The 13,748-nt window shown below is 70.0% G+C and carries 11 protein-coding genes; 7 read left to right on the forward strand and 4 right to left on the reverse strand.

Annotated features, from left to right (window positions below; translation table 11 throughout):
* Window positions 1-49 precede the first annotated feature (49 nt).
* Window positions 50-2,239, forward strand: coding sequence for an MMPL family transporter (locus tag ACWEOZ_RS03640; RefSeq protein WP_451909182.1), 2,190 nt, complete (start codon window positions 50-52; stop codon window positions 2,237-2,239).
* Between the two features lie 140 nt (window positions 2,240-2,379).
* On the opposite strand, the gene ACWEOZ_RS03645 is transcribed toward ACWEOZ_RS03640, so the two are convergent.
* Window positions 2,380-2,553 carry a CsbD family protein gene (locus ACWEOZ_RS03645; RefSeq protein ID WP_360551198.1) on the reverse strand — a complete coding sequence of 58 codons (174 nt, stop codon included), beginning with the start codon at window positions 2,551-2,553 and terminating at the stop codon, window positions 2,380-2,382.
* An 81-nt stretch (window positions 2,554-2,634) separates the two neighbouring features.
* A complete protein-coding gene (locus ACWEOZ_RS03650; RefSeq protein WP_451909183.1) occupies window positions 2,635-4,944 on the reverse strand; it encodes a putative bifunctional diguanylate cyclase/phosphodiesterase in 2,310 nt (769 codons plus the stop codon).
* A 234-nt stretch (window positions 4,945-5,178) separates the two neighbouring features.
* Here ACWEOZ_RS03650 and ACWEOZ_RS03655 point away from each other — a divergent pair, with 234 nt between their 5' ends.
* From ACWEOZ_RS03655 to ACWEOZ_RS03665, 3 genes are all read left to right on the forward strand, one after another.
* Window positions 5,179-5,577, forward strand: a complete 399-nt coding sequence (locus tag ACWEOZ_RS03655) for a fluoride efflux transporter FluC (protein ID WP_451909184.1) — start codon at window positions 5,179-5,181, stop codon at window positions 5,575-5,577.
* Window positions 5,574-5,933, forward strand: coding sequence for a fluoride efflux transporter CrcB (gene crcB / locus ACWEOZ_RS03660; protein ID WP_451909185.1), 360 nt, complete (start codon window positions 5,574-5,576; stop codon window positions 5,931-5,933). The genes ACWEOZ_RS03655 and crcB overlap by 4 nt, the downstream gene beginning before the upstream one ends.
* A 239-nt stretch (window positions 5,934-6,172) precedes the next feature.
* Complete coding sequence (locus tag ACWEOZ_RS03665) at window positions 6,173-7,276, forward strand: DUF4190 domain-containing protein (RefSeq protein WP_451909186.1); 1,104 nt, start codon at window positions 6,173-6,175, stop codon at window positions 7,274-7,276.
* Window positions 7,277-7,281: 5 nt separating this feature from the next.
* Here ACWEOZ_RS03665 and ACWEOZ_RS03670 read toward each other — a convergent pair whose 3' ends face one another.
* A complete protein-coding gene (locus ACWEOZ_RS03670; RefSeq protein ID WP_451909187.1) occupies window positions 7,282-8,085 on the reverse strand; it encodes an SDR family NAD(P)-dependent oxidoreductase in 804 nt (267 codons plus the stop codon).
* Between the two features lie 127 nt (window positions 8,086-8,212).
* Here ACWEOZ_RS03670 and ACWEOZ_RS03675 point away from each other — a divergent pair, with 127 nt between their 5' ends.
* Window positions 8,213-8,902 carry a winged helix-turn-helix transcriptional regulator gene (locus ACWEOZ_RS03675; RefSeq protein WP_451909188.1) on the forward strand — a complete coding sequence of 230 codons (690 nt, stop codon included), beginning with the start codon at window positions 8,213-8,215 and terminating at the stop codon, window positions 8,900-8,902.
* On the opposite strand, the gene ACWEOZ_RS03680 is transcribed toward ACWEOZ_RS03675, so the two are convergent.
* Window positions 8,842-11,091, reverse strand: a complete 2,250-nt coding sequence (locus tag ACWEOZ_RS03680; RefSeq protein ID WP_451909189.1) for a putative bifunctional diguanylate cyclase/phosphodiesterase — start codon at window positions 11,089-11,091, stop codon at window positions 8,842-8,844. The genes ACWEOZ_RS03675 and ACWEOZ_RS03680 overlap by 61 nt on opposite strands.
* A 406-nt stretch (window positions 11,092-11,497) precedes the next feature.
* Between ACWEOZ_RS03680 and ACWEOZ_RS03685 the strand changes: the two genes are divergently transcribed.
* The gene (locus ACWEOZ_RS03685; protein ID WP_451909190.1) at window positions 11,498-12,262 is read left to right on the forward strand and encodes a DeoR/GlpR family DNA-binding transcription regulator; all 765 of its coding nucleotides are present in this window, start codon (window positions 11,498-11,500) and stop codon (window positions 12,260-12,262) included.
* Window positions 12,263-12,347: 85 nt separating this feature from the next.
* A complete protein-coding gene (locus tag ACWEOZ_RS03690) occupies window positions 12,348-13,709 on the forward strand; it encodes an ABC transporter substrate-binding protein (protein WP_451909191.1) in 1,362 nt (453 codons plus the stop codon).
* Window positions 13,710-13,748: the final 39 nt, after the last annotated feature.

Here is a 13,748-nt window from a genome sequence, read left to right on the forward strand (position 1 = left end):
CTGCTCACCGGATCGATCGGCCGGACCGCGCTCCCTAGCGTCAACACCCATGAAGCACAGGGAGAATGTCACCGGATTCGCGGCCCGGGCCGCGATGTGGAGTGCCCGGCACCGCACTCTCGCCATCATCGGCTGGATCGCTTTCGTCGTCGGCGTCACCGTCCTCAGCGGACAGCTCGGCACCCGTGAGGCCACCGACTCCGACCAGGGTCACGGGGAGTCCGGGCGGGCGTCGCTCATCGTCGAGCAGGCCGGCTTCCCGGTCCAGCCGACGGGGGAGATGGTCCTCGTCCAGGGCGCCGACCGGGACGCGGCCGTCGCCGACGTCACGCGATCGCTCACCGGGCGGGCCGAGGTCGCCGAGGTCGCCAAGCCACTCACGTCACCGGACGGGCAGGCCACGCTCGTCACCTTCACCATGTCGGGGGACCCGGACACCGCCAAGGACCGGGTGCAGCCGCTGCTCGACGCCGTCGCCGGGGTGCAGAGCCGCCACCCGGACGTCCGCGTCGCCCAGGCCGGCGACGCCAGCGGCGAAAAGATCATCGGCGACTCGCTCGACGAGGGGCTGAGCCGGCTGTCGATGCTGTCCATCCCGGTCACCCTCGGCATCCTGCTGGTGGCCTTCGGTGCGGTCGTCGCCGCACTGCTGCCCGTCGGCCTGGCCCTCACCGCCATCGTCGCCGCGATCGGCTTGCTCGCGGGGGCGAGCCGGCTCGCTCCGACCGTCGACACCACCATGCACGTCATGCTGCTCGTCGGCCTCGCCGTCGGCGTCGACTACTGCCTCTTCTACATCCGCCGGGAACGCGACGAGCGCCGTAACGGGGCCGATCCGCACCGGGCCCTGCTGATCGCCGCGCAGACCTCCGGGCGGTCCATCTGGATCTCGGGACTGACCGTCATCGTGGCCATGGCCGGGATGTTCTTCACCATGGACGCCACGTTCATCAGCTTCGGGATGGGCACCATCCTGGTCGTCGCGACCGCGGTGCTCGGCTCGCTGACCGTGCTCCCAGCGCTGCTCTCGGCGCTGGGCGACCGGGTCGACTCCGTCAAGATCCCCGGCCTGTACCGGCGGCGCACCGAGGGCCGGGTCTGGCGCTGGGTGCTGCGGGTGGTCCTGGCCAAGCCGCTGATCTCGACCGTCGTCGCCGTCGGCGTGCTCGCCGCACTGGCCGCACCGGTCCTGGACCTGCGCACCAAGGGTGAGAGCATCGAGGACTACTCGCCGAAGCAGCCCCTCGTGCAGACCATGACGGCGATCAGCCGGGCGTTCCCGGCCGAGGTCGTGCCGGCCGAGGTGGTGGTCAAGGCGCAGACCGTCAAGGGACCACGGTTCGAGGCCGCGCTGGCCGACTTCCGCCGCGCCGCGGCGGCGAGCGGGCAGCTGCGCGAGCCGATCGACGTGCGGGTCAATCCGGCCGGAACGGTCGCGGTCGTCTCGGTCGGCCTGGCCGGCAACGGCAGCGACCGTACGTCGGAACGCGCCGTCGAGACCCTGCGGACGACTGTGGCCCCGGGCGCCTTCGGGAAGCTGGCCGGAGCGACCGTGGCGGTCACGGGTGACACCGCCGAGGGCATGGACTTCAACAAGCGGCTGAGCGACTCGCTGCCCTGGGTGTTCGGCTTCGTCCTGGGGCTGGCGTTCCTGCTGCTGCTGGTGTCGTTCCGGTCCGTGGTCGTCGCGGTCACCGGCGTGGTGCTCAACCTGCTGTCGGTCGCCGCCGCCTACGGCATGCTGGTGTTCGTCTTCCAGTACGGCCACTTCGAATCGGCCCTGGACTTCAAGTCCGGTGGCGGGATCACCAACTGGATGCCGCTGTTCCTGTTCATCATCCTGTTCGGCTTGTCGATGGACTACCACGTCTTCGTGCTGAGCCGGATCCGCGAGGGACACGACCGTGGCCTGCCGACCAAGCGGGCGGTGAGCGAAGGCATCGGCCGTACGGCCGGCGTGATCACCAGCGCGGCGATGGTGATGGTGGGGGTCTTCGCCCTCTTCGCCACCCTGCCGCTGATCTCGACCAAAGAGCTGGGCGTGGGCCTGGCCGCCGCGGTCCTGCTGGACGCCACGATCATCCGGGCGGTCCTGCTGCCCGCGGTGATGGCCCTGCTGGGCGACAAGAACTGGTGGCTGCCCCGCTGGCTGAACTGGCTCCCGGCCGTGGCCCATGACCTGCCCCCGGCCCCGGCCCCGCAACCGCGCGAGGACCGCGAACTGACCCCGGCCCTCTGACGGAAGACGAGAAGGGCGAGCGCCGGATGGCGCTCGCCCTTCTCGTTCGTGCGAAACCTTCAGCCCGGCGCGCCCGCAACGGCCTCGACCAGCAGCCTCATCGGGCTGGTGTCACGCGACTTTCGTGCGGGCGTACCAAATCAGCTTTTGAAGGCGTCCTTGATGTTCTCGCCGGCCTGCTTGAGCTTCGAGCTGGACTGGTCGGCCTTGCCCTCGGCCTCGAGGGACTTGTCGTCAGTCGCCTTGCCGAGGCCTTCCTTGACCTTGCCGCCCAGCTCTTCGGACTTGTTGTCAATCTTGTCGTCGGCAGCCATGGTGACCTCCAGGTGTGTGGCCTACGCCCATAGAGATACCCGGGCGCCCGCTCCGCAATCCTCATCACGGAAGGAAAAGGCTCAGCCGGTCATCTGCCACTGCGGGGCCGGCGTCAGCGACGCCGGTTCACGCAGCAGCTCGCCGAACTTCTCGGCCGGCATCGGGCGGGCGAAGTAGTAGCCCTGCGCCGCGGTGTAGCCCAGCGCCAGCAGCTGCTCCGCCTGCTCGGCCGTCTCCACCCCCTCGGCCACCGCGTGCAGTCCCAGCGCCTGGGCCAGGTGGATGACGGCCGCGGCGACCGGCGGACGGCCGTCGACCTGCGCCTGGGTGAAGGAACGGTCCAGCTTGATCTCGTCGATCGGGCAGTCGTGCAGCAGCGTCAGCGTCGAATGGCCGGTGCCGAAGTCGTCCAGCGACACCCGTACGCCGAGCGCCCGCAGCCGATGCAGGTTGGTGATCGACTGGCCCGGCTCCAGGGCCATGGTCTCGGTGATCTCCAGGACGATCCGGTCGGGGGCCAGGCCGTACCCGCGCAGCAGTGCCCCCACCTCGTCCGCGAAGCCTGGTTCGCGCAGGTCACGGGCCGACACGTTGACGTTCAGCACGCCCGGGGCGGCCTCGCCGAACTCGGCGATCCACTCCGCGAGCCGGGCGAACGCCGTGCGCATGACCCAGCGCCCGAGCGGCACGATCAGGCCGGTGCGCTCGGCGACCGGGATGAACGCGTCCGGGGCCAGCGTGCCGTGGGTCGGATGGGCCCAGCGGACCAGCGCCTCGCAGCCCAGCACCCGGCCGTCGTCGAGCGAGACGATCGGCTGGTAGAGCAGGAAGAGCTGACCGCCGGTGATCGCCTCACGCAGTTCGGCACCGAGGTGGGCGTGCTCGGTGCCGTGCGCCGCCATGCTCGGCTCGTAGTGCAGGTACGCCGTGCCGGCCAGCTTCTTGGCCGCGTACATGGCGATGTCGGCGTGCCGCAGCAGCACCGACGGCTCGTCGCCGGTACGGCCGTCGGAGATGCCGATGCTGGCCCGGATCGGCAACTCGTGACCGTCGGCGTAGACCGGCTGGCGCAGCGCGTTCATCATCCGCTCGGCGGCCAGGTCGGCGGCCGCGGGATCGGCGTCGTCCAGGACCACCACGAACTCGTCGCCGCCGAGACGCGCCACGGTGTCGCCGGCCCGCACGCAGTCCGCGAGCCGCCGGGCCACGCCCACCAGCAGCAGGTCACCGACCTCGTGCCCGAGGGTGTCGTTGACCTCTTTGAAATCGTCAAGGTCGATCAGGGCCACCGCCACCGGGTGATCGGTCGCGCCGGTCAGCGCCAGCTGGAGCCGGGTGTGGAAGAGCGCCCGGTTCGGCAGCTGGGTGAGGGCGTCGTGGGTGGCGCCGTGGTCCAGCTCGTTCAGCAGCCGGTTGTTGTCGCGGAACGCGATGAGCTGGCGCAGCACCACCAGGGCCGTGGTCAGCACGGCGGCGACGACCACGGCCAGCTCGTCGGCGTCCTTGCGCACCGTGACGGCCAGCAGCAGACCGTCGACCGCGGCGACCGCCAGGTACGGCAGCAGGCTGAACGAGCGCCGCGGCGGGGCGACGATGTCGCGGCGCGCGCCGAGGCCGGCGGCCCGCTGTCGCATCGCGGCCATGGTGGCGAAGAAATAGACGATCGGCGTGCAGGCCATGTCCGGGAACAGGTTGGGATCCGCCGCCTGGAACGGTCCCCGGAACAGCGGTCCCACCGCGCCGATGAGCATGGCGGCGGCGATCAGCCGCAGCGCGCCGTTGTTGACGTAGAGGTGGCTGGAGAGCACGAACTTGGCCACGGCGAACACCGCGAGGAGCGCGATCACGGTGACGAACAGGGAGGTGTAGACGGCGGTGCGGTCGCTGTCACCCAGGGCGTCGCGGGTGGCGTAGTGCCAGATGAACACCGCGGCCGCGACCATGACGGTGCCCGCGTCCAGGAAGACCCGCAGCAGCTCGCCCCGCGACTGGCGGCCCAGCGGGAGCCGGAAGAGGGCGTACATGATGGCGCCGACGCCGGCGGTGCAGAAGGCCAGCATGACCGGCCCGGTGTGGTTGCCGACCGGGTCGTCGCTGGTCAGCACGTCGAAGGCCTGGACGGTGATGCCGATGCTGACCAGGGCCAGCGCGCAGGAGAGATGCCGCCAGAAGCGCCGGGTCGGCTCGGGCAGCGTTGTCGTGCGGGCGGTACGCAGGAAGGCCAGGAACGTGACGATCGGGCCGAGAACGGACGGCAGCCACAGCACGGCCTTGGGCTCGAACGGGTGCAGGTAGTCGGCCAGCACGCCGAGCACGGACAGGGCGGCGATGGCCCCGGAGGCCGGCACCAACCGGTCACGAGGCGTGGTGGCCACCTCAGACCCGCCCATCCGTCAGCTCCCTCACCTCGTCCGCCTATCGTCCTGATCGGTAGTCCCAGCAGGTTCGTGAGCGATTGGGCCCCGGTCGCCCCAGGTTTCCGGCTCCAAGATCATCACCTACAGTGGATCACCGGAAGCCCGAGAACTCGCGAGGGAGCGTGCCGCTCCCCCCGGAACGAGGCCGGGGGTGGACGCCGCCACGTCCGCTCCCGGCCTCCCGGACGTCTGGACTAGCGTGAACGCGTGCCACAGGACCTGGACCCAAGACCGCCGCTCCCGGTCCTGGCCGCGATCTCGGCGGGCGGCATGCTGGGCGCGGTGTCCCGGTACGGCATCAGCGTGGCCTGGCCGCACGACCCCCGCGGCTTCCCCTGGTCCACCTGGATCACCAACGTGACCGGCTGCCTGCTGATCGGGGTCCTGATGGTGCTGATCGCCGGCCTGCGCCCCCAGCAGCACCTGATCCGCCCGTTCTGGGGAGTGGGAGTGCTCGGCGGTTACACGACCTTCTCCACGGCGAGCGTCGACGTGCTGCGCGCGGCGCCGGGCACCGGGCTGATCTACCTGGGCCTGACCCTGATCGGCGCACTGCTCGCGGTCTGGGCCGGCACAGCGGCGACGGAAGCGGTACTGCGGCGATGACGGTGCTGCTGGTGGCCCTGGGCGCGGCGATCGGGGCGCCGCTGCGGTACCTCACGGACCGGGCGGTCCAGGCCCGGCACTCGGCGACGTTCCCGTGGGGCACGTTTACGGTCAACGTGGCGGGATCGCTGCTGCTGGGCTATCTGATCGGGCTGCCGGTGGCGGCTTGGCTGTCGGCTCTGCTGGGGACGGGGTTCTGCGGGGCGCTGACTACGTACTCGACGTTCAGTTACGAGACGTTGCGGCTGGTGCGGGAGGGGGAGCGGGTGCTGGCCGGGGCGTATGCGATCGGGAGTGTGCTGGCGGGGCTGGGGGCGGCCTATGTCGGTCTGCTGCTGGCGCAGGCGGCGAACTGAGGTGCCGCATCCCATCTGGGATGTAGCGCGGCGAGGGCTCTGTGACCTGATCGGTGGCCACGGCCTGGTTCGGTCGGTTTGGTCTGGTCGCTTTGATCCGGTCGGCCTGATCCGCCCGGCTCTGCCCGCGTTGCTGGGCCGCGTTCGTGGGCCTGCCCGGCGGGCGGAGTTTTCGCTGATACGGAGTTGAAACCGTCTCGGGACAGCAAACGATCTTGCATGTTGTTAGCGTCCGACAGGTGAACGACCAGCCCTCGCGTCCCACCTCGCCGGCCGCACCGAACCCGGCGGCCGATCCCACCGCGGCGCCGGGTCCGGCCCCCGCCGCCCCGGCTCCCGCAGCCTGGGATCCGACCGCGGCTCAGCCGGCCCCCGCCCCGCCTGGGGCTGCCGAGCCCACCGCGGTTCAGCCGCCGGTGGCCCAGCAGGGCAACACGGAATGGCCGGCCGAGCAGGCTTGGGGCGCCGCCCCGCCCGCGCCCTACGGCGCTCAGCCCGGCACTCCCTACGGCGCTCAGCCGGGCGGCTTCGACGGTGGCCAGCCGGGTGCGTCCTATGGTGCTCAGCCGGGCAGCTTTGAGGGCGGCCAGCAGGGCGCGCCTTTCGGCGCTCAGCAGGGCACGTCCTACGGCGCTCAGCCGGGTGCGCCCTACGGCGCTCAGCCCGGCGCCCCCTACGGCGCCCAGCAGCCCGACGGCTACCCTGGCTTCCCGCCCCCGGGCGCGTCCCCCTACCCGCCGCCCGGCAGCGGCGGCACCAGCGGTTTCGCCATCGCCTCGCTGATCTTCGGCATTCTCGGCGGCGTCCTGTTCAGCGTGATCTTCGGCATCGTCGCGCTGGTGCAGATCCGTAAGCGGGGGCAGAAGGGCCGGGGCCTGGCCATTGCCGGCCTGACCCTTTCCGGCTGCTGGGTGCTGCTGATCATCATCGGCGTGACGGCCGCCGTCATCAGCGACTCCGGCAAGTCGTCGAGCAGCACCGCCGGTGGCTCCACCAGCGGTTCGGTCTCGGTCACCCAGCTCAAGCCGGGTGACTGCATCAACGGCATCCAGACCGTGGGCAGTGTCGAGGACCTTCCGGTGATCTCCTGCGCCCTGCCGCACGAGGGTGAGGTCTACGCCAACTTCAATCTGCCCGCCGGCCCGTGGCCGGGTGACGCCGAGGTGCAGAAGCAGGCCGAGAAGCTCTGCGAGGCCGAGCTCAAGGCGTACGCGACCAGCCCGGCCGAGACCGTCGAGGTGCTCTACCTGCACCCGTTGCAGCAGTCCTGGTCCCGGGACCGGGGCGTGACCTGCGTGGCCACCGACGAACGTGGTACGACCACCGGCTCGGTGCGCGACTGATTCTTTCAGTCCACGAGGGCGCCGCCGGACAGGTTGGCCACCGTTCCGGTGATGGCCGCGGCGCGGTCTGAGGCCAGGAACGCGGCCGTTTCGGCGATCTGGGCGAGCGTGGGCAGTCGTTTCAGCAGGGTGCTCTGCGCCAGTCCTTCTTCGAGGAAGCTCTGGACCGATTGCCCGTTCGCCGCCGCGGACCGGATGAAGAGGTCCGCGGTGTAGGAGCCGGCGGCCGGGGCGTCGACCACCGCGTGGGGGCGGATGTCGATCACCCGTACGCGGGGGGCCAGTTCGGCGGCCAGCAGCCGGGAGAACGCCTCCTTGCCGGCTGCGCTGACGCCGTGCCCGAGGATGCCGCCGACGGCCAGTTTGGCGCCCGGTTCCGACAGGGTCAGCACCACGCCGGGCCGGTCGTGGCCCATGTGTCGGGCCACGGCTTTGCTCGTGATGAACAGCGTGCGCAAGAAGCCGTCGATCGGCCGCATGAACTCTTCCAGGGAGAGGTCCGCCAGCGCGGTGCCCTGGTCGTGCATGACGCTCACAGCGTTGAGGGCGATGTCGATGCCGCCGCCGGCCGCCGCGACGGCGTCGGCGTGCTTCTCGACCGCCGGTTGATCGAAGACGTCGACCTGCGCGGTTTCGACCGTGCCGCCGGCGGCGGTGATGTCCCGCGCCACGGCGTCGAGTTTCGCCGGGGTGCGTCCGGCGATGAAGACTTTTGCGCCTTCCCGGGCGAAAACCCGGGCGACGGCGCTGCCGATCGCGCCTCCGCCTCCGTAGATAACCGCGGTCTTTCCGGGCAGTAGTGCACTCATCAGTCCTCCAGGTGCTCGGTCCGGGCCTCACGGTATCCACCGCTGGTTGTTTTAAGCAACCATTAGTGGTCGCTAACCGCAACTAGAGGTCGTGATAACTTCGGACCGGAGTGACAGGGGAGTGGGAATGCCGACCAGCCGTAGCTATCGGGACTCGTGCGGGATCGCCCGGGCCCTCGACGTCGTGGGGGAGCGGTGGGCCCTGCTGGTCGTCCGGGAGCTGCTTTTGACGCCGCAGCGGTTCTCCGAGCTGCGCCACGCGCTGCCCCACGTCAGCTCGAATCTGCTCGCGGACCGGCTCCGGGAGCTCGAGCACAACGGGGTGATCCGCCGGAGCTCCGCATCGGCGGCGGGCTCACGGGTCTATGAACTGACCGAGCGCGGCCGCCGGCTGGAGCCGATCCTGGTCGCGCTGGGCGACTGGGGGATCGATGCCCCGCAACCGGCGGCGCCGGCCGCGCTCAGCGCGACGTCCGTGCTCATCTTCCTGCGCGGTGCCGCCTGTCCCGACCCGGCGGAGCCGCCGGCGGTCTGCCGGCTGGAGCTCGACGGCCGGGTCTGGACAGTTCGCATGGACTCCGGACGCGTCGAGGTGCAGGCCGGTGAGCCGGCCACGGCGGCCGTCTCACTGCGTACGGACCCCAGGACGTTCAGCGCCTTGCTGACCGAGCCCGCCAAGCTTGCCGGCGCCTGTGCCGACGGCAGTGCGGCCGTCGTCGGGGACATGCCGGCCCTCGACAGGCTGCTGCGTTCGGTTCAGGACGAGGGGAACAGCAGCTCGCCCATGTCCTCGTCGGTGAGCGGCTCGGCGAAGTAGTAGCCCTGCCCCAGTTCGCAGTTGCCGTCGGTCAGCTCGCTGAGCTGCCCGGCGTCCTCGATGCCCTCCGCGATCGTGGACAGATGCAGTGCCTGGCCGAGCTGGATGATGCCCAGCGTCAGCGCCGCCGCTGCCGGTACGTCACCGACGTCGTCGACGAACGACTTGTCGATCTTGATGATGTCGATCGGGAACCGGCGCAGGTACGCCAGGCTGGAATACCCGGTGCCGAAGTCGTCGATGGCCAGCCGTACCCCCAGGCTCTTGATCTGCTCGAGCTGGCGCAGGGTCGACGGGCGGTGGTCGACCAGCAGTGACTCGGTCAGCTCGATCACCAGGCTGGTGGCCGGCAGGCCGCTGTTGCTCAGCGCCGACGCCACCACCTCCGGCAGGTCCGCCTGCTCCAGCTGGACCGCTGACATGTTGACGCTCACGCTCAGCGGCCGCTTGCCGGCGCGGCGCTCGTTCCAGCGGGCCGCCTGCCGGCACGCCTCGCGCAGCACCCATTCGCCGATCGGGACGATCATCCCGGTCTCCTCGGCGAGCGGGATGAAGTCCAGCGGCGGGATGATCCCGCGCTCCGGGTGCTGCCAGCGGACCAGCGCCTCCAGGCCGGTGATCTCCCCGGTCTTCAGGTGCACGATCGGCTGGTAGCGCAGCTCGAACTCGTGCCGCACCACCGCCCGGCGCAGGTCCGCCTCCATCTGCAGGCCGGCCTGGAACGCCGCCTGCATGGCCGGCTCGAAGATCTCGTAGCGGTCCTTGCCCTGCTTCTTGGCCTGGTACATGGCCAGGTCGGCGCTGACCATCAGCTCCTGGCCGTCGTGCCCGCGGGCCACGCTGTACGCCACGCCGACGCTGCAACTGACGAAGGTCTCCTTGCCGTTGAGCTCGAACGGCTCGCGCATGGCTTCGAGGATGCGCCGCGCCACCGGTACGGCCTCGTCCAGGCCCTGCACCAGCGGCAGCAGCACCGCGAACTCGTCGCCGCCGAGGCGGGCCGCCATGTCGGCCGAGCGCAGGCACTTCTTGATCCGCTCGGCGGCCAGGACGAGGAGCCGGTCGCCGGCCGCGTGCCCGAGCGAGTCGTTGACGACCTTGAAGCGGTCCAGGTCGACGAAGAGCATGGCGACGCCGGCGTCCTCCTGCTCGGCCGTGGCGAACGCGCGGTCCATCCGGGCCTGGAACAGGGCCCGGCTGGCCAGTCCGGTCAGCGAGTCGTGGAACGCCTCGTTCATCGCCTCGAGGGTGCGGGCATCGGTCAGCGCCAGGCTGACATGCTCGGCGAACGCACGCAGTATTTCCTGCGCGGGCTTGTCCCATTCCCGGGGACCGGTGTACGTGCCGACGGTCAGGCAGCCGACCACCGCGCCGTTCTCGTGCACGGGGATGGCCATCACGGCCTTGAGGCGGGAGCGCACCACCTCGGGGATGGCGATCGGTGAGTTCGCGTAGTCCTCGACCATGATCAGCTCGTCGCCCAGCACGGCCAGCCCGGCGACGCCGGCCGAGGGCAGCGGGATGCGCTTCATCTTGGCCAGCACCTCGGGGGCGAAGCCGACGCTGGAGACCATCGAGCCGACCGACGGATCGTCCTTCTCCAGCAGGTTGAGCGAGGCCATCTCCAGGTCGAGCAGCTCGGCGGCGCCCGCGGTGATCGCGTCCAGGATCTGCTGCAGCGGGGCCCGGCGGGCGATCAGCCGCTGGATCCGGGTCAGGTGCTCGAACAGGCGCTGGCGCTCCTGCAGCGAGTCGGCCAGCCGGCCGTTCTCCCGGGCCTGCCGGCGCTCGGACTCGATGACGTGCAGGGCCTGCAGGCTCAGCTCGAGGACCAGGGCCATACCGCGGAGCAGGCAGACATCCTCGTCGGTGAAGTCCGGACCGGTGCGGCCGACGACCAGTGCGCCGGACGCCTGGCCGCCCAGGGTCGCGCCGGTGACCGCGTACGCGGTGCCGCCGAAGAGCAGCACACTGCGGCGTCCGGCGGCCACCTCGGTGAGCACAGCCGGGCGCACCTCGTCGGCCGGTACGCCGATGGTGGCAGCCACGCGTCCCTCGACGACCAGCACAGCAACCTCGGCGTCGAGGGCGCGCACCGCGCATTCGACGGCCGCGTACTGCGCCGCCGGTCCGTCCGGCCGGTCAGCGACCACGGAGAGGAACTCCGTCAGCTGCTGAGTTGCAAGCATGCCCATGACCCAGTCTGTCGGTTCGCCGGACGTGGAGCTGAGGCCTTCAGCGTGACCGTTTTCGGCCGGGCGCGTTGCCGTTCCCACACAGCGGCCTTCATAAAGCTCCGGTAACAACCCGTCGGCGGGCTTCGCGAGGCCCGTACGCCCGCTCGGGCCCGCCGCGGTCTACCGAGTTCACACCACCGGGCAGCGACCGGGCAGAATTTTCGATCATTCGGGCATGACCTTCGTCCGCTTTCGCCGGTGAATGGGATGATATCCACCGGGTAGCGGCCGTACCGAAGCGGGCAGAGACACACCGAATCAGCCTGGTCTGTGATGGGGACCACACGTTTCCCCGGTGTTACAAATGGTCCACGGCAGCAGCGGATGAGCGAATGCTGGGTGGGCGGCCGGAGGTGGAATGGTGAACGCGGAAGAACGACAGCATCAGATCGTCGCCCTGGCCCGCCGGCAGGGTGAGGTGGACGTCGCCAAACTGGCCGCCGAACTGACAGTTTCCGCCGAGACCATTCGGCGCGATCTGCGCCTGCTCGAAAAGCACGGACTACTGCGGCGTACGCACGGTGGTGCGTATCCGGTGGAGACCGCCAAATTCGAGACCGACCTGGCCATGCGCACCACCCGGGGCGTGCCCGAGAAGCGGCGGATCGCCGCCGCGGCGGTGGGGCTGCTCGGGGACGCGGAGACCATCTTCATCGACGAGGGGTTCACCCCGCAGCTCATCGCCGAGGCCCTGCCCACCGACCGGCCGCTCACCGTCGTCACGGCCTCGCTGAACACGGCGGCCTGGCTGTCCACCTCCAGCCCGGCGACCGTGCTGCTGCTCGGCGGCCGGGTCCGTGGCCGCACGCTGGCCACGGTCGACCACTGGGCCAGCGGCATGCTGGCCGGCTTCGTCATCGATCTCGCCTTCGTCGGCGCCAACGGCATCAGCCGCGAGGTGGGCCTCACCACCCCGGACCCGGCCGTCGCCGACGTCAAGGCGCACGCCGTCCGGGCCGCCCGCCGGCGGATATTCGCCGGCGTTCACACGAAGTTCGGCGTGCGGACGTTCTGCCGCTTCGCCGAGATATCGGATTTCGAATCACTGGTCACGGACACCGGACTGCCGGCGTCCGAGGCGCACCGCTATTCCCGGCTCGGGCCCCAGGTCATCCGGGTCTGACCGGAAAAACATTTTCGCCCTACACTGCCGGCCATTTTTCGATCGCCGGCACGGTTCGCGCATGTCTGCAAACGGAGGATCTGCTGTGCAGAAACCAGGTAAGAAGCTTTCTCTGCTGATCGCGGGGGCGACCGCGGGCGCCCTCGTGCTCTCCGGGTGTTCCGGCGCCGGTTCGACCGGCGGGGGCGACACCGCCGACAACACCATCACCGTGCTCATGGTCGGCAACCCGCAGATGGAGGACATCCAGAAGCTCACCGCCGACAACTTCACCAAGCAGTCCGGTGTCACGGTGAAGTTCACGATCCTTCCCGAGAACGAACTGCGCGACAAGGTCACCCAGGACGTCGCCAACCAGGGCGGTCAGTACGACGCCGTCACGGTCGGCGCGTACGAGGTGCCCATCTGGGCCAAGAACGGCTGGCTGCACGAGGTCTCCACGCAGGCGGCGGCCGACTCGGCGTACGACCAGGCCGACCTGATCAAGCCGATGGTGCAGTCGCTGACCGGCGACGACGGCAAGATGTACGCGGCGCCGTTCTACGGCGAGTCGTCGTTCCTCATGTACAACAAGGAGATGTTCGAGGCCAAGGGCCTCAAGATGCCGGAGAAGCCGACCTGGGCGCAGGTCGCCGAGTTCGCCGCTAAGCTGGACGACAAGAACAAGGGCGTGGCCGGCATCTGCCTGCGCGGCCTGCCCGGCTGGGGCGAGATGTTCGCCCCGCTGACCACGGTCGTCAACACCTACGGCGGCACCTGGTTCGAGAAGGACTGGACCCCGAAGGTCAACGCACCCGAGTTCAAGGAAGCCGCCAACTTCTACGTCAACCTGGTCAAGCAGCACGGCGAGTCCGGCGCGCCGCAGGCCGGCTTCACCGAGTGCCTGAACACGTTCGGTCAGGGCAAGGCGGCGATGTGGTACGACGCCACCTCCGCGGCCGGCACGCTCGAGGACCCGAACTCGTCCAAGGTGGCCGGCAAGGTCGGTTACGCGTACGCCCCGGTCAACAAGACCGAGTACTCCGGCTGGCTGTGGACCTGGGCGTTCGCGATGCCCAAGACCACCAAGAAGGCCGACAACGCCTGGAAGTTCATCTCCTGGGCGACCAGCAAGGACTACGAGAAGCTGGTCGGCGAGAAGCTCGGCTGGTCCCGGGTGCCGTCCGGCAAGCGCACCTCGACGTACTCGATCCCGGAGTACAAGGAGTCGGCCAAGGCCTTCGCGGACATCACGCTCGGTTCGATCGAGAACGCCAACCCGACCAACCCGGGTCTGCAGCCCCGGCCCGCGCTGGGCGTGCAGTTCGTCGGCATCCCCGAGTTCGCGGACCTCGGCACCAAGCTCTCGCAGGAGCTCAGCGCCTCCCTGGCCGGAAGCAAGACGGTCGACGCGGCACTGAACGACGGACAGAAACTCGCCGAAGAAGTGGCGAAGAACTACAAGTAGTGCCCGCGGGGGCGCCGTCCTGACGGCGCCCCCGCACCG

This window comes from Actinoplanes sp. NPDC004185 (assembly GCF_053603475.1).